17 protein-coding genes, 1 tRNA gene and 2 pseudogenes are annotated in these 22,209 nt (G+C 61.1%); 8 read left to right on the top strand and 12 right to left on the bottom strand.

Annotated elements, in window-relative coordinates; translation table 11 throughout:
* The 3 genes from K1567_RS25485 to K1567_RS25475 form a co-directional block, all read right to left on the bottom strand.
* Positions 1–1,212, bottom strand: coding sequence for a YeeE/YedE family protein (locus K1567_RS25485; protein ID WP_034099273.1), 1,212 nt, complete (start codon positions 1,210–1,212; stop codon positions 1–3).
* A gap of 70 nt (positions 1,213–1,282) precedes the next feature.
* Entirely contained in the window at positions 1,283–2,080 is a 798-nt protein-coding gene (locus tag K1567_RS25480; protein ID WP_034099274.1) for a DNA/RNA non-specific endonuclease, read from the bottom strand.
* Positions 2,081–2,173: 93 nt separating this feature from the next.
* Positions 2,174–3,391: an MFS transporter gene (locus tag K1567_RS25475; protein ID WP_169868985.1), complete on the bottom strand. Its 1,218-nt coding sequence runs from the start codon at positions 3,389–3,391 to the stop codon at positions 2,174–2,176.
* Between the two features lie 123 nt (positions 3,392–3,514).
* Between K1567_RS25475 and K1567_RS25470 the strand changes: the two genes are divergently transcribed.
* Positions 3,515–4,165 (top strand): TetR/AcrR family transcriptional regulator, encoded by a 651-nt coding sequence (locus K1567_RS25470; protein ID WP_220698971.1) that lies wholly within the window; start codon positions 3,515–3,517, stop codon positions 4,163–4,165.
* A gap of 35 nt (positions 4,166–4,200) precedes the next feature.
* Here the strand turns inward: K1567_RS25470 and K1567_RS25465 are convergent, their stop codons facing one another.
* Positions 4,201–4,659: an Hsp20 family protein gene (locus tag K1567_RS25465; protein ID WP_034099277.1), complete on the bottom strand. Its 459-nt coding sequence runs from the start codon at positions 4,657–4,659 to the stop codon at positions 4,201–4,203.
* Between the two features lie 168 nt (positions 4,660–4,827).
* Positions 4,828–6,681: an ABC transporter ATP-binding protein gene (locus K1567_RS25460; protein ID WP_034099278.1), complete on the bottom strand. Its 1,854-nt coding sequence runs from the start codon at positions 6,679–6,681 to the stop codon at positions 4,828–4,830.
* Between the two features lie 126 nt (positions 6,682–6,807).
* On the opposite strand from K1567_RS25460, the pseudogene K1567_RS25455 reads away from it, so the two are divergent.
* The 4 genes and pseudogenes from K1567_RS25455 to K1567_RS25445 form a co-directional block, all read left to right on the top strand.
* Positions 6,808–7,482 (top strand): annotated as a pseudogene (locus K1567_RS25455) (DUF1206 domain-containing protein); the annotation flags it as partial.
* Between the two features lie 71 nt (positions 7,483–7,553).
* Positions 7,554–7,856: a transposase gene (locus tag K1567_RS28090; RefSeq protein WP_040267329.1), complete on the top strand. Its 303-nt coding sequence runs from the start codon at positions 7,554–7,556 to the stop codon at positions 7,854–7,856.
* Positions 7,853–8,689 (top strand): IS3 family transposase, encoded by an 837-nt coding sequence (locus K1567_RS25450; RefSeq protein ID WP_405046002.1) that lies wholly within the window; start codon positions 7,853–7,855, stop codon positions 8,687–8,689. The genes K1567_RS28090 and K1567_RS25450 overlap by 4 nt, the downstream gene beginning before the upstream one ends.
* 36 nt (positions 8,690–8,725) lie before the next feature.
* Positions 8,726–8,866 (top strand): annotated as a pseudogene (locus K1567_RS25445) (DUF1206 domain-containing protein); the annotation flags it as partial.
* Between the two features lie 113 nt (positions 8,867–8,979).
* On the opposite strand, the gene K1567_RS25440 reads toward K1567_RS25445, so the two are convergent.
* Positions 8,980–9,055: transfer RNA gene (locus tag K1567_RS25440), tRNA-Asn, on the bottom strand.
* 60 nt (positions 9,056–9,115) lie between these two features.
* On the bottom strand, positions 9,116–10,012 hold the full coding sequence (locus K1567_RS25435; RefSeq protein ID WP_034099281.1) for a LysR family transcriptional regulator: 897 nt from the start codon (positions 10,010–10,012) through the stop codon (positions 9,116–9,118).
* A 101-nt stretch (positions 10,013–10,113) separates the two neighbouring features.
* Here K1567_RS25435 and lldD point away from each other — a divergent pair, with 101 nt between their 5' ends.
* Complete coding sequence (gene lldD / locus K1567_RS25430; RefSeq protein ID WP_034099282.1) at positions 10,114–11,256, top strand: FMN-dependent L-lactate dehydrogenase LldD; 1,143 nt, start codon at positions 10,114–10,116, stop codon at positions 11,254–11,256.
* Positions 11,257–11,528: 272 nt separating this feature from the next.
* Entirely contained in the window at positions 11,529–12,455 is a 927-nt protein-coding gene (locus K1567_RS25425; RefSeq protein ID WP_034114620.1) for a GGDEF domain-containing protein, read from the top strand.
* A gap of 21 nt (positions 12,456–12,476) precedes the next feature.
* Here K1567_RS25425 and K1567_RS25420 read toward each other — a convergent pair whose 3' ends face one another.
* From K1567_RS25420 to K1567_RS25400, 5 genes are all read right to left on the bottom strand, one after another.
* A complete protein-coding gene (locus K1567_RS25420; RefSeq protein WP_187697020.1) occupies positions 12,477–13,256 on the bottom strand; it encodes a TenA family transcriptional regulator in 780 nt (259 codons plus the stop codon).
* A 79-nt stretch (positions 13,257–13,335) separates the two neighbouring features.
* Positions 13,336–15,798 (bottom strand): EAL domain-containing protein, encoded by a 2,463-nt coding sequence (locus K1567_RS25415; protein ID WP_220698970.1) that lies wholly within the window; start codon positions 15,796–15,798, stop codon positions 13,336–13,338.
* A gap of 70 nt (positions 15,799–15,868) precedes the next feature.
* Positions 15,869–17,689: an ABC transporter ATP-binding protein gene (locus K1567_RS25410; RefSeq protein ID WP_220698969.1), complete on the bottom strand. Its 1,821-nt coding sequence runs from the start codon at positions 17,687–17,689 to the stop codon at positions 15,869–15,871.
* Positions 17,682–18,317 carry a DsbA family protein gene (locus K1567_RS25405; protein ID WP_034099292.1) on the bottom strand — a complete coding sequence of 212 codons (636 nt, stop codon included), beginning with the start codon at positions 18,315–18,317 and terminating at the stop codon, positions 17,682–17,684. Before K1567_RS25405 ends, K1567_RS25410 begins: the two co-directional genes overlap by 8 nt.
* A 3-nt stretch (positions 18,318–18,320) precedes the next feature.
* A complete protein-coding gene (locus K1567_RS25400; protein ID WP_034099294.1) occupies positions 18,321–19,262 on the bottom strand; it encodes a rhodanese-related sulfurtransferase in 942 nt (313 codons plus the stop codon).
* Positions 19,263–19,497: 235 nt separating this feature from the next.
* Between K1567_RS25400 and K1567_RS25395 the strand changes: the two genes are divergently transcribed.
* Entirely contained in the window at positions 19,498–22,200 is a 2,703-nt protein-coding gene (locus tag K1567_RS25395) for a Tc toxin subunit A (protein ID WP_259445028.1), read from the top strand.
* Positions 22,201–22,209 lie beyond the last annotated feature (9 nt).

Here is a 22,209-nt window from a genome sequence, read left to right as displayed (position 1 = left end):
TCAGCAGCCGCTCAACGCCACTTGCGGCCGCTCACCGGCAAAGAAAAACGGCCGCAGGCGCACACCCACGCTGTTGCCGATAAACGCTGCCACCAACCACATCCAGCCATGCAGACTGCCGGACGCGATGCCGCTGAAATACGCGCCGATGTTGCAGCCGTAGGCCAGGCGCGAGCCGTAGCCCAGCAGCAACCCGCCGATCACCGCCGCGATCAACGAACGGGCTGGGATCTTCAGGCTCGGTGCGAAACGTCCGGCCAGGCCGGCGGCCAGCAACGCACCGAGGACGATGCCGATGTCCATCACACTGGTGATGTCTTCCCACACCGGCGCGGCCAGGGCCTTGGCATTACCCGGCATCTGCCAGAATGCCCAGGCGCTGACGTCCACGCCCACACCGCTCGCCACCTTGGCGCCCCACAGTGCGAACGCCGAAGTAATGCCCCACGGCCGCCCGGCCAACGCCAGGGTCGCGTAGTTCAGCAATGCCAGGCCAACGGCGCCCCACACCAGCGGCCACGGCCCGCGCAGAAAGCGGCGCACACCTGAATGCGGGCTTTTCACCCCCTCTTCAAGCTGACCGTGGCGGCGCTTTTCCAGGCGCACCGTGACGGCTGCGATCAACGCAAACACCGCAAGGCTCAGGATCAAGGCCGGCACCACGCCGAAACTTTTGACGATGGACACCGCCGGGAACGCCGGCAGCGCAAACCACCAATCCACGTGGTGAGTAGCGATCAGCGAGCCGCAGATAAAGAACAACAGGGTCACCAGCATGCGCGCATTACCGCCGCCCACGGTGAACAACGTGCCCGAGGCACATCCGCCGCCCAACTGCATGCCGATACCGAAGATGAACGCACCGAACACCACCGACACTCCAGCCGGCGCTACCAGCCCGACAACCGGCTGACCCAGCAACGTGCCCGCCCCCAGCGCCGGGAAGAACAACAGCACCGCCAACGCCAGCATCACCATCTGCGCCCGCAGGCCGGCGCCACGACGATCATTGATAAAAACCCGCCAGGCCGAGGTGAAACCAAAGGCGGCGTGGTACAGCGTCAGGCCCAGGGCCGCGCCGACCATCAGCAATAGCATCTGGCGCGAGCCGACAACGTTGTGCAGGAACAGCGCGCCCAGCACCAGCAGGGCAAAGGCCACCAGTGGCGCGACGGGTGCGCGCGCGGGGGTCAGGGGAATTGAGGCGTTCATGGGTCTCTCGCGGGTTGAAATAAATGAGGGGCAAGGGCGACAGTATAGATAAGCCCGAAGCCGTCTGGTGTCAGCCGCGGCCGATCGAACCCGACACCGGCAGATTCCCCAATAGTTTCAGCCCGGTGCTCTTCACAAAAGTGGGGTAATCCATCGGCCGCTGAATCCTTGTTTCAGCATTCGGCAGCACATAAGCCCACGCCCGTTGGGACGATGCGTCGTACACCAGCTTGAACAGCCGCGTCGGCACCCACACCCGGTTAGCACCGATGGTGCCGTGCCCCCCATCGAACAGCGGCCCAGTGAATACATACACATCGCCGCCGGCGCGAAGGGTGAACTTGCGCACGTCCGCCTCGACCTTGCTCCAGATCTTGCGGTTGTTGGTAGGGTCTTGCGGCACCATGTTCGACAACGCAAATGACTGGGCCATGGCCTTGGCATCGGGTGCGTCGGCGGCCGGGGATTGGTGGCCGCGGTCCATCGCCGGCTGCACGCCACGGTAGTCGCTCAACTCCGCGCGCGCGCCCTTAGGAATGCGCGGGTCCGCATAGAAATGGTTGGTTCGTTCTTCGCCTTTGGCGTCCTTGAGCTGGCGGGCGTTGAGGCGCTCGACCACCACCAGCGGTGTCTTGCTGGTTTGCGAATACAGCACCGCAAAATGGTCGGAGCACAGCGCCAGGGGTTTCAGGCTGGCGGGGACGGTCGCGGTTTTGATCGGTGTTGCGCCGGGGAATACATCGGCGCAGGTGTCGAACGACAACTGCCGTTCCTGGGTGGAATAAAGGTCTATCGCGCCACGGGCATGTGCCCCGGCCGAAAACAAAACAAAGGCCGATAGCCCAACTGCAATTTTGCGTAGGTACATGGATTGAATCTTCGACAGAGAGCGACGCGGCAGGCTCCGCGTACGGAGCCAAGTGAATGATATTTCGAGGATTATGGACTAACAGATGTCAGATTAGTGCCCGAGCGACGTAGGTTTTCCCGCACCCCGCGCGCCCGGCCTGAAGCCGTGGGCGCTGGCCGCCCAGGCAATGGCAAACGCCACGCCGACCAACAGCAGCATCGCCCACGCAAATGCGGCCACGCCCCATGTGTCCAACAGCACGCCACCCACCACACCGCTGCCCGCAATCGCGCTGTTCCATGCCACCACGTTCAGCGACAACGCCACATCCGCGCCATCACCCGCCGCGTCCGCCAGGGCGGTTTGCAACAAGGTCGCAGCGCCGCCGAAACTCAGGCCCCATACCGCCACGCCGAGGTAGATCACTTGCGGCACGTTCCCCAGTAAGCCCAATAGCACGCTCACCGCCGCAAACGCCGCCAAGCTCACCAGCACAGTGTTGCGTAACAACGGTTCGACCAGTCTGGCCGTGCCCCAAATCCCCGCCAACGCAGCGATGCCGAAGACCAGCAACACCAGATCCACCCGCTCGGCCAAGCCCGCCGGTGCCACGAATGGGGCAATGTAGGTGTAGAGGATGTTATGGGCCAGCATCCAACTGATTACCACCGCCAGCACCGGGCGCACGCCCGGCGTGGTCAGCACCTTGCGCAATGACAAGCGCTGATGCGCGGGCTGTGGCGCAAAGTCCGGGACCTTCACCAGCACCCAGCCGATCAGCACCAGGCTCACGCCCGACATCAGGCCGAAGGTGGTGCGCCAGCCCAGCAGGCCACCGAGCCAAGTGCCCAGCGGCACACCCAACGACAGCGCAATCGGCGTACCGACCATGGCCAACGCCAGCGCCCTACCCTGTTGCTGCGGCGCGACCATCCGGCGGGCATAACCGGCGAGCAAGCTCCAGGCCAACCCTGCCGCCACCCCGGCGAAGAAGCGCGCCACCAGCGTAACCCCATAGTGGGAGGACAACGCGGTGATGGAGTTGAACAGCAGGAAACCGGCGATGGTCAGCAGCAATACGTTGCGTCGGCGCCAGCCACGAGTGGCGATGGTCATGGGGATCACCGCCAGTACTGAACCCAGCGCATACGCGGTGACCATCTGCCCGGCCATTGACGGCGAAATCGCCAGGCCGTCACTGATCAACGGCAACAGGCCGGCGGGCAGGGTTTCGGTGACGATGCAGATGAAGCCGGTCATCGCCAGGGCGAGCAAGGCGCCGACGGGCAAGCGGTCGGACGAATGCGATAACGTCAGTGAGGGGGGCACGGGAAACTCCTGGGCAAATTGATTTAAATACTGATCGATACAAATGTTGCAGGCGGGCGCAGCGCGTTGTCAACGACTTATGTATCGACTAGTATCTATTTCGTTTTCCGAAGGAGACCTCACATGGCACAGATGGGCCGCCCGCGTAATTTTGATCGCGAACAGGCTGTGGAACAGGCGTTGCATCTGTTCTGGCAGCACGGCTATGACGCCACGTCCCTTGCCCAGCTCAAAGCGGGTTTGGGCGGTGGCATTTCCGCACCGAGTTTTTACGCCGCTTTCGGCTCCAAAGAAGCGCTGTTCGAGGAGTGCGTGCAGCGCTACCTGTCCACCTACGCCCAAGTCACCGAATGTTTGTGGGACGAATCCCTACCGCCGCGCCAAGCCATCGAAACCGCGCTGCGCCAATCGGTGCGTATGCAATGCGAAGACGGTCACCCCAAGGGCTGCATGGTTGCACTTGGCGTGATGAGTGCGCCCAGTCCGGAAAACGCGCGGGTAGCGAATGCGCTGACCCAATCGCGACTGCGTACGCGGGCGGGGATTGTGGCGTGTGTGGAGCGGGCCGTGCGTGAAGGTCAGTTGCCTGAAACAACCGAAGCTGCGGTGATGGCTACCGTGTTTGACAGCTTTTTGCAGGGAGTGTCGATCCTGGCGCGGGATAACGTGCCCCATGCAATCCTTGATGCCGCGATCAGCCAACTGTTGGTGACATGGGACGCTGCGGCGTCTTCCGTGCCGGCCGCTGAGCCTGAATTAGGTGGCGCAAAATAAAGGCGCTCCGAAGAGCGCCTTTATTCATTGCTGTATTACTGCTCGCTGATCGACTTCACTTCAGCCTTGTTCGCGCCGCCAATCGCAATGCGTTTAGGCTTGGCTTCCTCCGGCACCACTCTGAGCAGATCGATGCTCAGCAGGCCATTGGAGAGCTGCGCGCCCTGCACTTCAATGTGGTCGACCAGGCGGAACGACAAGCGGAACGCGCGCTGGGCGATACCTTGATGCAGGTAGGTGATGTTTTCGTCGTGTTCGCGTTTGCCGCCGGCGACGGTCAACACGCCTTTTTCCACCTGGATATCCAGGTCGTCTTCCACCAGGCCGGCAGCGGCGATCACGATGCGGTAGTGATCATCACCGTGCTTCTCGACGTTATGGGGTGGGTACGTGGTACCGGCCTCGCTGCGAAGCGCCGATTCGAAAAGGTCGTTGAAACGGTCAAAGCCAACGGAGTGGCGGAACAGTGGGGCCAACGAGAGAGTAGTAGCCATTGCAAAATCTCCTGAGTTTTCTCCAAGTGATTTGATACGCGACCCGTATTCGGCATCGCGTAAAACCTAAGTAGGTTCAGGGGAAAAAATTTCAAGCGACGACCCAAAAAAAATTTTCCTGCCGACAAACGGCTGTTTGGCCCCTCGGAATGAGATATCAGAACAGGTCTATTCCGCAGTCTCGGCCACGCCCTGATCCTCCCCCAGAAACCCGCCGCTCTGGTGATGCCATAACCGCGCATAGGTGCCGTTCTTCTCTAGCAACTCGGCGTGGCTACCTTGCTCGATGATGCGACCGTTATCCATGACGATCAGTCGATCCATGGCGGCGATTGTGGACAGTCGATGGGCGATGGCAATGACGGTCTTGCCCTTCATCATTTCATCCAGGCTTTCCTGGATGGCGACTTCGACTTCCGAATCCAGCGCGCTGGTAGCCTCGTCAAGCAGCAGGATCGGAGCGTTCTTGAGCATCACGCGGGCGATGGCGACCCGTTGGCGCTGGCCGCCGGATAACTTGATGCCCCGCTCACCCACCAACGTGTCGTAACCGCAGTGGCCTTGTTTATCGCTCAGTTGGCTGATGAAGCCGTCAGCCTGGGCACTCGCGGCGGCACTGCGGATTTGCTCATCGGTTGCATCGGGGCGCCCGTAAGCGATGTTGTCGCGAATCGAGCGGTGCAGCAGGGATGTGTCCTGGGTAACCATGCCGATGGCGCTGCGCAGACTGTCCTGAGTGACGTGGGCGATATTCTGCCCATCGATGCAGATCTGCCCTTTGTCCACGTCATAGAAGCGCAACAACAGATTGATGAGCGTGGATTTACCGGCACCGGAGCGTCCCACCAGGCCGATTTTTTCACCTGGGCGGATGCTCAAGCTCAGGCCGTCGAGAACCTGGCGTTCGCCGTTGTAATTGAAGCTCACGTTGTTAAACGTCACCGCGCCGCCGTGGGTGACCAGCGTGGCGGCATCCGGCGCGTCCTGCACCTTGGGCCCGCGGGTCAAGGTTTGCATACCGTCCTGCACGGTGCCGATGTTCTCGAACAGCGAGGTCATCTGCCACATGATCCAATGCGACATACCATTGACGCGCAACGCCATGGCGGTGATGGCCGCCACCGCGCCGGTGCCCACAGCCCCTTGGTGCCACAGCCACAAGGCATAACCGCCCGCGCCCATGATCAACGCAACCACCAGTGCCTGATTGACGATCTCGAACTGGCTGACCAGGCGCATCTGGCGAAAACCGGTCTGCTTGAAGTCCTCCATCGCCGCGCGCGCGAAATGCGCTTCACGCTTGGAATGGGAGAACAGCTTGACCGTGGTGATATTGGTGTAGGCGTCCGAAATACGCCCGGTCATGGACGAGCGCGCATTCGCCTGCTCCTGCCCGACTTTGCCCAGGCGCGGCACGAAGTACCCCATGGCCAGGCCGAACAACGCCAACCAGGCAATGAAAGGCAGCATCAGCTTCGGGTCGAAGCCGCCGGCCAGTGTGATAAGCGCGATGAAGTACACACCGATTCCGGGGGCCATCTCGATCAGGGTGAACAGCACCTCGCGCACCGACAGCGCCGTCTGCATGACCTTGGTGGTGACACGGCCGGAGAACTCGTCGGAGAAGAACGACAGGCTTTGTCGCAGCATCAGCCGATGGAAATCCCAACGCAGCCGCAACGGCAGGTTGATCGCCAATACCTGGTGCTGCACCAGCGTGCGCAGCGCTACCAGCCCAATGCTGGTCACCAGCACGATACCGATCCCCCACAGCACCCGGCTTTCCTGCCCGCCTGCATCGCCGCCGGCTTGCCAGGTCGACAGCAGGTCCACCACCTGTCCGAGAAAAGCAAACAACCAGGCTTCGTAGATCGACACACCGGCACTGAGCAGCGCGAGCGCAACGATATAACCCCGGGCACCACGGGTGCAGGCCCACAAAAATCGCGCCAGGCCCTCGGGGGGTGGAGGCGCCTCGTCGGGCGGGAAAGGGTCGAGGCGTTGTTCGAATGCACGAAGCATAGGGTTCTCCAGAACGATCTAGTGCGGGGATTCTGGCATTTAAAGCTTGGCTTGAGGGCGTATCGGGATAGAACCCTGCTCTGCAAGCAGGGTCTGCTCTTGAATCAGATCTCAGGAATACGTCGAATGTCAGCGCAAAACAGTCTTGTCATGCTCGCTCGAGGAGGCTACGCCGCTCGGGGAGTGCTGTATCTGATCATCGGTATCTTCGCGCTGCTGGCAGCACAGGACTCGACAAAACCGAAGGATAGCCACAAAAGTCTGGAGGCATTGCTCAGCCAACCATTCGGCTATTTTTTAATTGGGGTTGTGGTGGCGGGCCTGCTCTCATTTGCCTCTTGGCGCATGCTGCAGGCTACCCGTGATGTCGATCATCATGGCAAAGAACTCAAGGGTTTGGTGATTCGAACCGGCCTGTTTGCCGGGGGCATCGTTAATGGCGCACTGGCGTTTTTTGCATTGGGCCTGCTTATCAGCGGCATTAAAAGCTCGGGTAATTCCGGGGGGCAGGCCAAAGACTGGCTGTCCCATCTATTGTCCTGGGAACATTCGAACATGTTGGTTTACCTGATCGCCCTCATTCCGCTTGGGGTCGGTATTGCTCACATCATCAAGGGATGGAAGGCATCGTTCGAAAAATATTTTGAGGCCGATGAAGATGTCATGCGCTACGTGCGCCCCGTATCGCGATTCGGATTGATCGCCCGCGGCGTGGTGTTTTTAGAGATTGCAGTGTTATTGGCCATCAGCGGTTCCACTTATCAAGCCATGGACCCACCCGGTATGAAGGAGGCGCTGGACTGAACTGGCCTAATGATTTTGGACACTTCAATCGGGCGCTATGATGGCGCCCAAATCTGAGGTGTTTGGATATGCGTAAATCTTATTCGAGTGAGTTCAAGCTCAAGGCTGCCAGCATGGTGCTGGACGAAGGCCAGCCGGTTACCGAGGTGTGTGCCAGTTTGGATATAGGCCCTACCGCCTTGCGTCGTTGGGTTGATCAGGTACGCAAAGAGCGTTTGGGCTCGACGCCGGTAGGCGCCAAGGCGATTACCGCCGACCAGCGAGAAATTCAGAGGCTCAAAGCCCTGCTCAGGGAGAAAGACCTGGACATCGAAATCCTAAAAAAGGCCAGTGCTCTCCTGCTTTTGGACGCCAAAGATCATTCACGCTGATCGATGAGCTGGACGAGCAGTACGGCGTTAATCGGTGTTGCCGGGCGTTCGGCGTCAACCGCAGCAGCTTTTACGCTTGGCGTCAGCGCCAAGGTAAGGCTAACCCTCAGCGAGAGCAGCTTAAAGCCGCGCTGGTCAAGCATCACAAGGCATCGCGAGCTTCTGCGGGAGCGAGGACTTTGGCGAAGGAGCTGCAAGAGAAAGGGCATCGCATCGGCCGGTACTTGGCTCGCAGTTTGATGCGCGAAGCGGGGATCGCCAGCCGCCAGCGCCGACGCCATAAGTACAAATCGTCCGGCGTAGAAGCTTTGGTGGCACCGCACGTGCTCAAGCGTGAGTTTGATGTCACGGCGGTCAATCAGGTGTGGTGTGGCGACGTGACGTACATCAAGGTCGGCAAGCGGTGGCTGTATTTCGCTGCGATTCTGGATTTGTTCGCCCGTCGGATCGTGGGCTGGTCGTTTTCGATGATTTCCGATGCCACGCTGACCTGCGAGGCTTTGCGGATGGCGGTTGAGCTCAGAGGTCGTCCTAAAGAGGTGCTGTTTCATTCAGACCAAGGCTGTCAGTACACCAGTCATAAGTTCAGGAATGAGCTGCTGGCGCATGGCCTGCGGCAAAGCATGAGCCGTAAAGGTGAATGCTGGGATAACGCTCCGATGGAGCGTTTCTTTGGAAGTTTGAAATCAGAGTGGGTGCCCGAGACGGGTTACGCATCAGAACATGAGGCCCGAGCAGACGTGCAGCGTTATGTCTCGCGCTACAACATCACCAGGCCCCACAGTTACAACGATTACCGGTCGCCGGTCGTCAGGGAGAGACTGGCGGCATGAACCTTAAATGGTGTCCAAGAATACTTGACCAGTTCAGACGCCCTCCAGAACCTACCCGCTGGGTGGTTGCTTTTGATGGTAATGGCCTTGGGGCTGATCGCTTTCTCGGCTTACAGTTTTTCTGAAGCCTTCTGGCGCAAGATCAATATGGATGTGCCGGGGGTGGCAAGAACGTAGCAGGCCACGGCCGTTTGTGGCGGTTTTAGAGTCGCGCTTATGCTGTGCGCTCGAATCACCCAGAAAAATCCAAGGCAAAAAAAAGCCTGCATCGCTGCAGGCTTTTCCCTATCTGGCTCCACGACCTGGACTCGAACCAGGGACCCAATGATTAACAGTCATTTGCTCTACCAACTGAGCTATCGCGGAATGCGCCGTATGTTACTGATTGAAAAGGAGAAGTCAAGCATTGCCTGGCAAACGTGAGGATTAATTCCCCGGCCCGCCCGTCAGCGGCTGTTCTGCGGCCAGGTCCAACCAGGCGCGGGCGGCAGGTGGCAAGTGGGCGTTGGCGCGCCAGGCCAGGGCGATGTGCCAATCGGTATGGGGCTCGTCCAACGCGACCAAGGCAATTCCGGCGTGTTGATGCTTGTGCGCCAACATTCGCGGCAGGAAGGCGACGCCCAGGCCAGCCGCGACCAGGTCGACAATAAAATCGATCTGCCCGCTGCGTGCCGTCACGCGGGGGGTTACGCCTTTGCGCTCGCAGGCCGCGAGGATCTTGGCGTTCAGGGCGAAACCGGCTTCGAACAGGATGAAGGGCGAGTCTGCCAGGTCGGTGAAGTCGATACACTCACGCCCTGCCAGGGGATGGTTCATGGGCAGCACGGCGATCAGCGGCTCATTGCGCACCGGTTGATAGTCGAAGCCCTCGTCAATCGGTAACAACAGTGCCGCCAGGTCGACCTCTCCTTCTTCCAGGCATTCGCGCAGGCGCTTGCTGCCGTATTCGGTCAGCTCAATATCAATGTCCGGGTAGCGGCTGCGGTAGGTGGCGAACATGGTCGCAAACAGCACGCCGCAGCCTACCGGTGGCAAGCCGATGCGCAACATACCGCGCTTGAGACCGCGCAGGTCGTTGATTTCGCCGAGCAGGTCGCTGTGTTCGGCCAGCAATACCTGGGCGCGACGGTAGGCAATTTCGCCGGCGGCGGTCAGTTGGTTACGATGCCCAAGGCGGTTGAGCAGCGGCATGCCCAGTTCCTCTTCGAGGGTTTTGACCGCCTTGCTCACGGTGGACTGTGTCAGAGACACCACCTCAGCTGCCTGAGAAAAACCGCCCTGGCGCACCACCTCGACAAAGGCGCGCAGTGTTCGCAGATTCATCGGTATTCCTTTGGCGACTGGAAGCCAGTGATAAAAGTTGTTTTTATCATGACAGAAGTTCGCTTAAGGTGGAGCCACCTTGCCCTGTGGATTGACCGTTGATGATCATTTCGTCCGCCTCCGACTACCGCGCCGCCGCCCAACGCAAACTGCCGCGTTTTCTGTTCGACTATATCGACGGCGGTGCCTACGCCGAGCACACGCTGCGGGCCAACAGCGCGGACCTGGCCGACATCAGCCTGCGCCAGCGCATCCTGCGCAATGTGGATAACCTCAGCCTCAACACCACCGTGCTCGGCCAGAAGCTGGCGATGCCGGTCATTCTGAGCCCGGTAGGGTTGACCGGCATGTACGCGCGCCGTGGCGAAGTACAGGCAGCCAAGGCCGCCGCCAACAAGGGCATTGCGTTCTGCCTGTCGACGGTGTCGGTGTGCTCCATTGAGGAAGTGGCATCGCAAAGTCCGCAGGCCATCTGGTTCCAACTTTATGTACTCAAGGACCGCGGTTTCATGCGCAACGCGCTGGAACGCGCGCAGGCAGCCGGGGTGACGACGTTGGTGTTCACCGTGGATATGCCCACGCCGGGGGCGCGCTATCGCGATGCTCACTCGGGCATGTCCGGGCCGTACGCGGCCTCGCGGCGCATGCTGCAGGCTGTGACCAAGCCGCAGTGGGCCTTCGACGTGGGCCTGATGGGTCGCCCCCATGACTTGGGCAATATCTCCAAGTACCTGGGCAAACCCACCCATCTGGAAGACTACATTGGTTGGCTGGCCAACAATTTCGATCCGTCGATCAGTTGGAGCGACCTGGAGTGGATCCGCGAATTCTGGAAAGGTCCGATGATCATCAAAGGCATCCTTGACCCCCAGGACGCCAAGGACGCCGTGAGCTTCGGCGCCGATGGCATCGTGGTGTCCAACCACGGCGGCCGCCAATTGGATGGCGTGCTGTCCACCGCCAAAGCGTTGCCAGCGATTGCCGAGGCCGTGGGCGATGACCTGACGGTGCTGGTGGACTCCGGCATCCGCTCCGGCCTCGACGTGGTGCGCATGCTCGCCCTGGGCGCCAAAGCGTGCCTGCTGGGGCGCGCGCCCTCCTACGCGTTGGCCGCCGACGGCCAGCACGGGGTCGAAAACCTGCTGGATATTTTCGCTAAGGAAATGCGCGTAGCCATGACCCTGACCGGTGTGACTTCAATCGAGCAGATTAACGCCGACACCTTGGTACAAGCAGCCAAATAACCGGCGCGGGCCCTCCACACCTGGGGCTGGCCTGCTACAGCGACCATTGATTCGTAAGGTTTTTTATTAAATTAAACGAAGTGGCATGAATCTCGCTCTAACCTGTTCCAAGCAGGTCCAGCGATGACAAGACGTGCGGCGGTGCCCAGGGGTTAAAACCCACTGTAAAGCGGTTTAGACTGTTTCAATGTTTTACGAAACTGACGGAACAGTAAGACCCCGGCACTCGCCACACGCATCGGGCCTGTAAGACTCTTAGAGGCCGAACGGTTATGAAAACACCTACCCAGACCAACGCAATTGATTTCGACACAGCCAAATTGCAACGTCTGGGCTTCGGCCAGCCGCTCCCGCCACCCCGCCGCCCCACTACCGTTGCTCAACTGCGCCAGCAACTGGGCCTGCAATTGCAGACCAGTCTGGAACCGGAGCGCATCCTCAGTGTGTTCTTCCGTGAGATCCAACGCCTGGTGCCCCTGGATGCCCTGCATTATCGTCACGACGCCGCAGACCTGCGCCTGGAGTTCGGCCAGCGCGGCCATCACTCGGTGAGCTACAGCCTGAGCCACGAGGGCGAGCATCTGGGAGAACTGATCTTTCGCCGTAACCAACGCCTGAGCGAAGAAGAACTCGGCCAGCTCGAATCGCTGCTGGCCACCCTGCTCTATCCCATGCGCAATGCCCTGCTCTACCGCGCGGCCACTCGCAGCGCCCTGCGTGACCCGCTGACCCAGACCGGCAACCGCATCGCCATGGATCAGACGCTGCAACGGGAAATCGACATGGCTCGCCGGCACCTGAACCCACTGTCCTTGCTGATGCTGGACATCGATCACTTCAAGCACATCAACGATACCCACGGCCACGCCGCCGGCGATGACGTATTGCGCGAAGTGGCGGCTGTCATCAAGGCGCAGCTGCGTAACGTGGACATGGTGTTCCGGTTCGGCGGGGAAGAGTTTCTGATCCTGCTGTCCAACACCAGCCGGGAGGCGGCGGCGGTGGTCGGGGAACGCCTGCGCAAAGCGACCCAGGCCCAGGACTATTGGGCCGACGGTAAACGGATTGAATTGACGGTGAGCTTGGGCTGCTCGACATTGCTGGCCGCCGAGTCGGCCGAAAGCCTGCTGCGCCGGGCCGATAATGCGTTGTACGTGGCCAAGCGCGAAGGCCGCAACCGCTTGGCAATGGCGGGGTAAGCACCCCGCCACCGCGTTACATCAGGCTTCGCTGGCGACACGCTCCTTGCGCTCGCGCACGGCGGCGCTGGCGAGGCTGACAGGCTTGTCTTTCTCAAGACGCATGCAGCTTTCCAAGAACAGGTACATGTAGTCGTAGCTTTTGCACACGGCCTGGCGCAGTTCCACCTGCAAGGCCTTGCTCGGGTTCATCCCGGCCAGGGTGCAGATGATTTCCAGGGCTTCCCACGGGTGCGCGTCGTCGTACTGGGCGTGCATCTTCAGCCACTTCATTGCCCGTTTGCGCTCCTCCTCAGGAAAGGCCGCGGCGTAGACACCCGTGGAGCAGACCACGGCTGACCATTCCCCAGTCGCCCCTTCGATTGCGTAGTTGGTGGCGGCAATTGCCACGATCAACGAATCGGCCGAGCTGGTATGCCAGCACCAATGGCTCAGTGCATGCAACTCCGGCGGCACATGCTGGGCCTGCAACTCTTCCAGGCTCACCCCATGGGCGTGCGCCCAATTGACCCAGTAGTCGGCATGGTTGAGTTCCACGCGAATATTGCGCATCAGCCAGCGCCGCGCCATATCCTCCCCAGGATGGCGGGCAAACTTAGTCTTGGTGAGGTTCTGTGCCATGTACAGGGCAAACTGTTCTACCACGGGCCAGCCACCGATCAAGTAGTGACGCATGGTCCGCGCGCTGAGCGTGTTGTCGCGCATGCGCTGGTACAGTTCGTGTTCGACAACCCGGCGCTTGCTCTCGCTACAGTCCTGGATCAATTGCTGTGCCCAGGCTGGGTAACTTGAGGCTTCCATCAGCGGGCCGGTTCTGTTGAATGTGTCGATCACTATAAGGCTCCTTTTTAAGTGTGATGTTTACAGACCGGCAAATGTTTCAGCGGAATGTGCCGGGCGCCTTGAATAACAGGGGCTGCGGCCGCACAGGTCGACATTGCAAGCTATCAAAGGTAAACAACTGCGGTCGTTCGATCAGGTAGCCCTGAGCGTAATCCACTCCTATTTCGAGCAGTGCCTGTTCGATTTGGGGTGTTTCGACAAACTCGGCAATTGTGCGCTTACCCATGACGTGGCCGATGTGGTTGATCACTTCGACCATGGCGCGGTTAATCGGGTCGTCCAGCATATCCTTTACGAAACTTCCATCGATCTTCAGGAAGTCTACAGGTAAATGTTTCAGATACGCGAATGAGGACATTCCGGCACAAAAATCATCAAGTGAGAAATGGCAACCTAAGGCTTTGAGTTCATTAATAAAAGGAATTGCACTGGCCAAATTGGCAATCGCACTAGTCTCGGTAATTTCAAAACAAATCATTTCTGGCGGGATGCGATAGGAGGCGAACTTATCTCGTAAAAATCCTAAAAAATCGTCATCGCCGATGGTAATACCTGACAGATTAATCGCACACATGGCCATGGGCCGGCCCGGACGCTCGTGCAGGCAGCGGGCAATGATCGCGAACACATTCTCCACCACCCACCGATCCAGAGAAGTGATCAGGCCATAGCGCTCGGCCGCCGGAATAAAACTCTCGGGCAGGATGATGCGACCGGATTCGTCATGCAGGCGCAGCAGAATCTCGATATGCCCGCTGCCGCCCTCGGTGTGGTTCAAGGCAGCGATTTCTTGGGAATACAGGCAGAAGCGGTTTTCTTCCAGGGCCATGTGCAGGCGCTGCACCCAGGCCATTTCGCCGAAGCGCACGGACAACTCGGAGTCGTCGGCGTGATACACCTGCACGCGGTTGCGCCCCTTCTCTTTGGCCATGTAGCACGCCATGTCGGCAGCGCGCAGCGACGCTTCCAGGGTGGTCGGGGTATGGGAAATATGCACCAGGCCGATACTAACGGTGGTCACAAACGGTCGGCCTTTCCATACAAAATGCAGGCTTTGCACAGTGTGGCGCAGGCTCTCGGCGATCTTCTCCGCAGCCGCCGGCGGACAGTTCTCCAGCAAGATGCCGAACTCATCGCCGCCCAGGCGCGCCAGGGTATCGCCCTCGCGCAGGTCCGATTGCAGCAGCGCGCAGATATGCCGCAACAGTTCATCGCCCGCCGCATGCCCGCAGGTGTCGTTGACCAGTTTGAACTGGTCCAGGTCGAGGAACATCAAGGCGTGGCGCCCAACCTGCTGATGCGCCAACGGGTACAACACCTGCTCCAGACGGAATTCGAATTCACGCCGGTTAGCCAGGCCGGTCAGGGCGTCATGGGTCGCCTGCCACGACAGGTTGGCGATGTACTGCCGCTCCTGCGTCATGTCGTGCAGAACCAGCACCGCACCACTGACCCTATCGCCACTGCGAATCGGCGTGCCTACCAAGGTGACTGACACCGTGCTGCCGTCCAGGCGCTGGATGGTCTTGGCATGCTCGCTACCGCCCCTGAGCTGGCCCTTTACGATTTGCTCGATCAGGGTGAAGCCGTCAGGCTGGGCATCGTCGTCCAGCAGGTTGAACAGCGCCGCCAGGGGCAAGCCCTGGGCCTGGCTCGACTTCCAATGGGTGAGTGCCTCGGCCGCCGGGTTCATGTAGGTAATGGCACCGTCGACGTTGGTGGTGATCACCCCGTCGCCAATCGACGCCAGAGTGATCTGCGCCCGTTCCTTTTCCACCTGCAGCGCTGTAGCGAACGCATGGCGCTGGCTCAATAACTTGTGGGTGCGCAACAACGCCAGCACGATCAAGCCCAGGGCAGTGGTCAGGTTGGTGATCAACAGCAGGCGCAGGATCACCCGCGAGCCTTCGCCCAAGGCATCGCTGAAGGCTTTGGCGGCGGGGGTCACGCCGTCGTTGATGGCGGTGATACGGGCCTTCCATTGGCGCACATCGTTGGCGTTGACCTGGTCGGCGCTGATCGCGGCGTGCATCTCCTGGGCCAGGTTATCCAGCTGCACCAGGTAGCCATCGCCCACCGTCCACAACTCGATGGCTTTTTCCAGGTAGCTGAAATGCCGGAAGTTCAGGTACAGCCAGATCACGCTCGACACATCGTCCGGGTGGTTGCCGCCCTTGAGTATTCCCAGGCGTGCGGCATCGAGGTCAGGGGTTGGGCGGTCCAGGGCAACGCGCAGTTCGTGCCCGCCCTGAGGCACGGCGATGGCGTGCTGGTATTTGAGGTAGGTGGCTTCGTCGCGGTTATCGGCGTACAGCGTGAGGTAATAGATGGCGTCTTTCTGGCCCTTGGACCACAGACTCTCGCCGCCCACGTAACCACGCACAGCCGACAGCACATACAGGCTGCCACAGCCCAGCAATGCCTGAAACAGCACGACTGCGATAAAGGGCCACACAATGCCCAGCAGCCGAGGCGTTCCGAAAGTCCGCTTTCGCTTCATGAAGTCCCTTGAATATGCACTGCTCAATACGCACGCTAAAACCCGCTTCCCTGCCACAGCCTAAGCTAAATCAACGTACTTGTTGCAAGTGTCCATAAAGCTTGGCGTAAAGGCCGCCATCGGCGATCAGCTGCTGGTGGTCGCCATCTTCGGCAATGTGCCCGCCATCAAACACTAATACCCGGTCCGCCTGTTTTACCGCCGACAGACGGTGGGCGATGATCAGTGTAGTACGGCCACTGAGAAACCGCGCCAGCGCCTGATGCAAGTTATATTCGGTGGCGGCGTCCAGAGCCGAGGTGGCTTCATCGAGGATCACCACTTTGGGCTCGGCCAGCACCATCCGCGCAATCGCCAGGCGTTGGCGCTGGCCGCCGGAGAAACGCACCCCGGAACGCCCCACCACACTGTCCAACCCCTGAGGCAGGGCCCTGACGGTGGCGTCCAGCTGGGCGATTTCCAGCGCCTGCCAGCAAGCCTGGTCACTGCGTTCGCGGCCCATGGTCAGGTTGGCGCGCACCGTGTCGTTGAACAGCGCCGGGTGCTGCAACACCACCGCGACGTGCTCGCGGATGGTCTCCAAGCCAATCGCCTGCTGGGTCGCGCCGCCAAAACGGATGGAGCCGGCCTGGGGCGTATAAAGCCCCAGCAACAGTTGCACCAACGTACTTTTGCCGCCGCCGCTGGCGCCGACGATGGCGACTTTCTCACCCGGCGCGATGCTCAGGTTCAACTGATCGAGCACCAACTCTTCGCCGTAACCGAAATCCAGCCCGCGCACTTCGATACCGACGGTGTCGTGCCCGCTGAACGGGTCTTCGCCGCCGACATACTGCGGTTCATCGGCACGCGCCAAGAGTTCATTGATGCGCGTCAGCGCACCGCCCGCTGCGTAATAGGCGTATTGCAGGTTCAGCAATTGCTCCACCGGGCCGATCATGAACCACAGGTAGCTGAACACCGCGAGCATCTGGCCGATGGACAGGTCGGAAAACAGCACGGTAAGCATCGCCGCGGCGCGGAAGATGTCGATGCCGAACTGGAACAGCAACCCGCTGGCGCGGCTGGAGGCGTCGGTTTTCCATTGCGAGTGGATGGCGTAGTCGCGCACTTCCTGGGCGCGCTGGCCGAGTCGCCCTAGAAAGAAGCCCTGGCGGTTGCCGGCGCGTACCTCCTGGATGGCGTCGAGGGTTTCGGTCAGGGCCTGGGTGAAACGCGAAGTGCTGTCGTTTTCGAGTTTCTTCAGGTGTTTGACGCGCTTGCCCAATTGCACCGTGGCGTAGATCACCAGCGGGTTGAACAGCAGGATCAGCAGCGCCAGTTGCCAGTGCATCCACACCAGGATCGCCGAGGTGCCGACGAGCGTCAGCATCGCCACCAGGAAACGGCTCAGGGTTTCGCCAACGAATTTGTCCAGCGTGTCCAGGTCGGTGACCAGGTGCGTGGTCACCGTGCCGCTGCCCAGGCTTTCGTATTCGCCCAGGGAGATGCGTTTGAGCCGTTCGATCAGGCGCACGCGAATACGGTACACGATGTCCTTGGCCAACCGTGCGAACAGCCGCGCCTGCACCACGTTGAACAGCAGCGCGCCGCAGCGCAGCAGCAAGGTCACCAGCAGCATCAGGCCAATGTAGCCGGCGGCTTTCTGCCAACCCAGGGGCAGCGCGTGGTTCATCACCTTGAGCGCGGCATCGCCACGGCTCAGCAGGACTTCGTCCACCAGTAACGGCAACAGCAAAGGGATGGGCACGCTGCACAGGGTCGCCAGCACGGCGACGCCATTGGCGATCCACAGGGATTTCTTGTGACGCAGGGCCAGGCGGCGAATTTCCGCCCAGGTCAGTCGGTCGGTGCGCTTGGGCTGCTCGGGCGTGGCGGGCTGGTCATGCACAGGCGCCTCGCTTCAGCCATCGGGCCAGCAAGGGCGACAACTCGGACAGCGGCTGATAACCATTGGTCAGCAGCGCCAACTGGCCGTCGCGCTCGGCCAGCAGCGTCGGGAAACCGGCGATGCCCAAATCCTGCACCCAGGTAAAATCGGCGGCCGTGGCGGCGTGTTGCTCGGCGCGATCGAACTCGCCGGCAAACTCGATACGCGGGATGCCGGCCTGTTCGGCCAGCTCCACCAACACCTTGGCCAGGGTCACGTCGCGGCCTTCGACATAGAACGCCTGCTGGATCAGCCCCAACAGCTTCCATGCGCAATCCGGCGCCAGGCTGCGCGCGGTGACGATGGCGCGGCACGCAGGCTCCGTGTCATAGACAAAGCCATCGGGCAGCGCCCCTTCGCGCTTGAACGGCTGGCCGGTGGCGTCGGTGACGGCTTGCCAGTGTTCGAGAATATAGCGCCGCGTGGTCGGTTCCAGCGCCGCGCCGCTGCCGGTGCGCAGGCCGCCCACCACCAGATGTACGTCGACGCCGGCCACTTGGGCCTGCTCTACCAGGGCCTGCGCCACCGGGGCAAAGCCCCAGCACCAGGAACACATCGGGTCCATTACGTAGAGCAGGCGCGCGGACATGGCTCAGGCCTCGGAAGGGGTTTGCTTGTAGTTGTAGCCAATCGGGTGCGGCATGTTGCGGGCCTTGGCCAGCTCAATCTGCTTTTGCCGGTCGATCGCGCTGCGACGGGTTTTCTCCGGCAGCTTATCCCAGCAGTGCGGGCAACTGATGCCGGCCACATAGTGTTCGGATGCGCGGTCGGAGACACTGACCGGTGTACGACAGGCATGACATTGATCGTAGTCGCCTTCGCTCAAGTCGTGGCGCACGGTCACGCGGTTATCGAACACAAAGCAATCGCCCTGCCACTTGGTTTCTTCCTGCGGCACCTCTTCGAGGTACTTCAGGATGCCGCCCTTGAGGTGGTACACCTCATCGAAGCCTTCGCTGAGCATGTAGCTCGAGGCTTTCTCGCACCGAATGCCGCCGGTGCAGAACATCGCGACCTTCTTGTGCTTGGCCGGGTCGAAGTGGGCTTTGATGTAGTCGGGAAACTCGCGAAAACTGGTGGTTTTCGGGTCGATCGCGCCTTCAAAGGTGCCGATGGACACTTCGTAGTCATTGCGGGTGTCGATCAACAACACTTCCGGATCGCTGATCAGCGCGTTCCAGTCCTTGGGATCGACATAAGTGCCGACCTGCTTGTTGGGGTCGACGCCTTCGACGCCCAGGGTCACGATCTCTTTCTTGAGCTTGACCTTGGTGCGGTAGAACGGCTGCTCGTCGCAGTACGACTCTTTGTGGTCGAGGTCGACCATGCGCGGGTCGGTCTTCAACCAGGCGATCAGGCCATCGATGCCTTCGCGGCTGCCGGAAACGGTGCCGTTGATGCCTTCTTCGGCGATCAGCAGGGTGCCTTTGATGCCGTTGTCGACCATCGCCTGCAACAGGGGCTCGCGCAAGGCAACGTAATCTTCGAGGGTGACGAACTTATACAGTGCCGCCACGACAATCGGTTGAGTCATGGGTGTTCTCTCCAGGTGGCTACCCTCGTAAAGGGTGAACCGGATGCAAAAAAACGCGGGCCAGGCCGCGCGGCGCGCATTCTAGCAAAACCCCGGCGGCGCCGCATCGACACTCAGTCGCCGATATTTCCTCGACACCCGCGCGGCATTGGCCGACCTCGGCCGTAAAACCTGCGTGATAGCGTCAGGCGTTGCCCATTGGATCCACTGGTGGGCTCACTGGAAGATCGTTGTCATGCACACTCTAAGCAGTCCTCTGTTGGCCAGACTGCTGGAACGGCCCGCCCCTCCAGGCGAGGGGAAGGTCGACTTCAGCACGGCCCTGCATCAACTCGGCGTTACCAGCGTCTTTGACATTGTGCGCCTGCCCCGCGCCGACTTCATCCGGCAACTGGGCCGCGTCAACGATGACGATGGCGCCCAGGCCTACGACACCGCGCTGGCCTACGCCACCCAGCTGCAATGGCTGTACGAGCTGCAGCCGACCGACGCGCCGCCCGCACGCAGCAAGCGCGAGCTGGACGCGAGCGGGTCATCCCTGCTGGCTGAAGACTGGGCCAATGCCTGCGCGCCCGATGCGCTCGCCGCGCTCGATTCGCCGGTGGCTTATCTGCGCACGCTGTACCTGTTCGCGCGGCAGCTGGAACAGAACGGCGTGGGCACCTGCGATAAAGTCCTGCTGAGCCAACGTCGCCCGGATCTGGAAGCACTGGTGATCGACCACGACAGCACCTTCACCCAGCGCCCCCTGCTGACGCTGGTCGATGACATGCTGCGCAAACACATCAAATACCACCATCCGCGCCAGAAGCTGTATCGCCTGCTCAGTACCCAGCACTACCCCCTGACGCTGCCGTATCACCATCACCACTACCAATGCCGCCTCGGGCTGGACGGCACCCGGCACCGCGTGGGCGAATTGAATTACCGCATCAGCAAACGGCTACCGTTCGATGCCGCCGGCAGCGCGCAATATGGCTGGGTGCAGACGCACAACCCCGATGTGCAATGCCTGTTAAGCGACCTGAACCCCGGACTACAAACGCTCCTGCTGCAACCGCCCCTTGAAGCCGGCACGTTGTTTCAAACCTGCTTCGGCCTGGCTGGCGCACCGCAGACCCTGCAAGCGCTGCTCGACGCCACTGCCCTGAATACCGCCCAGTTGCACGCGTTGCTGGCAGAGGAACGTTTCGCCCCCCATGCCTCCCCCTCGGTCAAAGATATGCCGTTGCCCCTTTACGGGGCTCGCTACGTCAACGGCACCGATGAGTCGCCGATGACAGTGGCGAGTAATAACGCGCAGTTGCTCAATATCACGGATGAGCGCTTCGACCGCCTGCAGCGCATGATTCGCCTGCAACACGGGGTCGATTTGCCATTTGCCGAACTGGATACCTTGATCGTCAGCGCCATGGCCTGTGAACGGCCGATCAACGCCGACCTGCGTATCAGCCACGGCACCCTGCGTGCGCTGGGAGTGTTTCGCTACCTCAATCGCCGCTATGCACTGACGCCCCTGGCATTCAGCGCCTGGCTTGATCGCGTGCCGTTGCAGGCCAGCGCCACTGCGCAGCCGTTGTTCGACCAGGTGTTCAATCCCACACCGGTAGGCAGCCAACCCCTGCCGCTGGACGACCAGGTGTTGGATAGGCCGACCCGCCAGCGCCTGTGCGCCGCGCTCGAACTCACCGACACGCCGAACTCGTTGCACCTGCTGATCGACGCCTGCCCCACCCCGGTGCTGCGTAACCTGGCGACCTACTCGGCGCTGTATCGGCAGGCACACATCGCGCGCACCTTCGGCCTGTCGGTGCAGCACTGCCGACAGTTGGCCGACCTGCTCGGCCCTGCGACGTGGAGCCACTTGACCGCCCCGACCTTGCGCAGCGGGGAACGTGTTGCCGCAGACTTTCTCGACGGGCTTATGCAACTGGATTGGGCCGTCACTTGGCTCAAGGACAGCCACACCAGCGTCCCCCAATTGCGCCAGCGTCTGTTGCTGGAGCCGGTCAGCGAGAACCCGGCCCTGGCGCGCTGGGTCGATTTGCTGCGTCACCCCCCCTATGAACTGCCGTCGGCCTGGCAACTGGCGCCGTTGCCGCAGCCGGCTACCGCCGACAACCTGCCCCCCATCGAATGGGCCGGCGTGCTCGCCCAGGCGTTCGGAGCGTCAGCGGACCTGTCCCAACCTCGACAACCCTCGCTTGCCCTGGACCAGGCGATTGCGGCCTTGAGCCTGAGCCCGGTGCCCGCCCAGGACGCAGTCCTCAAACAGCAAGCCAAGGATCGACTGACGCCCTGGCTGCAACGCATCGCGGACAAAGGCCAACGCGTGTGCATCCAGCAGTTCCTGGATACCCCGGTGCCGACGCCCTACAGCAAGGAGCTCACGCTTTACTACAACCAGTTCCTCAACAGCGCAAAAACCCCGCCCGCGCTCAAGCACCTGATCCTGCTGGCGCCGGATGTCACCACACTGCTGGCCTTGCCGGTGAACGACACGTCATTGCGTCAACTGCTGCTCAACCCCCATTGGCTGGACCGCGCGCTGGCGCCGTCGACCCTGCTCGAACTGAACCTGGGCACTCTGTATTTATTGCAGCGCTTCAAGGCGTGCTGCGACACCTGGGGCCTGACCCAGGACGAGCTTCTGGACTTCTTTCGGCGCGCCAACGGCAATGGCGCGCAGCCACTCGACACACAACTGAGCCACTGGCTGGGCTGGAGCGAAACAGAACTGCGGGTGCTCACCGATACCTTGCCCACCGGGCGTGTCACGGCCATGGATCAGTTGGATTGGATCCTGCGCTGCCACCAAGCGTGCGCCGCCACGCGCCTGCCCTGCCAGGCCCTGCTGGACGCAAGCCACCTGAGCCTCTCCAGCGACTTCAGCCAATGGAAGGCCCTCGGCGAAGCAGTCATTGCCGCGCGCCACTAAGGGCCGCTT

This window comes from Pseudomonas sp. S5F11 (assembly GCF_019641515.1).
Lineage (GTDB): Bacteria > Pseudomonadota > Gammaproteobacteria > Pseudomonadales > Pseudomonadaceae > Aquipseudomonas > Aquipseudomonas rhodesiae.
Note: the sequence above shows the minus strand (reverse complement) of the source record. Positions and strands in the feature narration are given on the sequence as shown.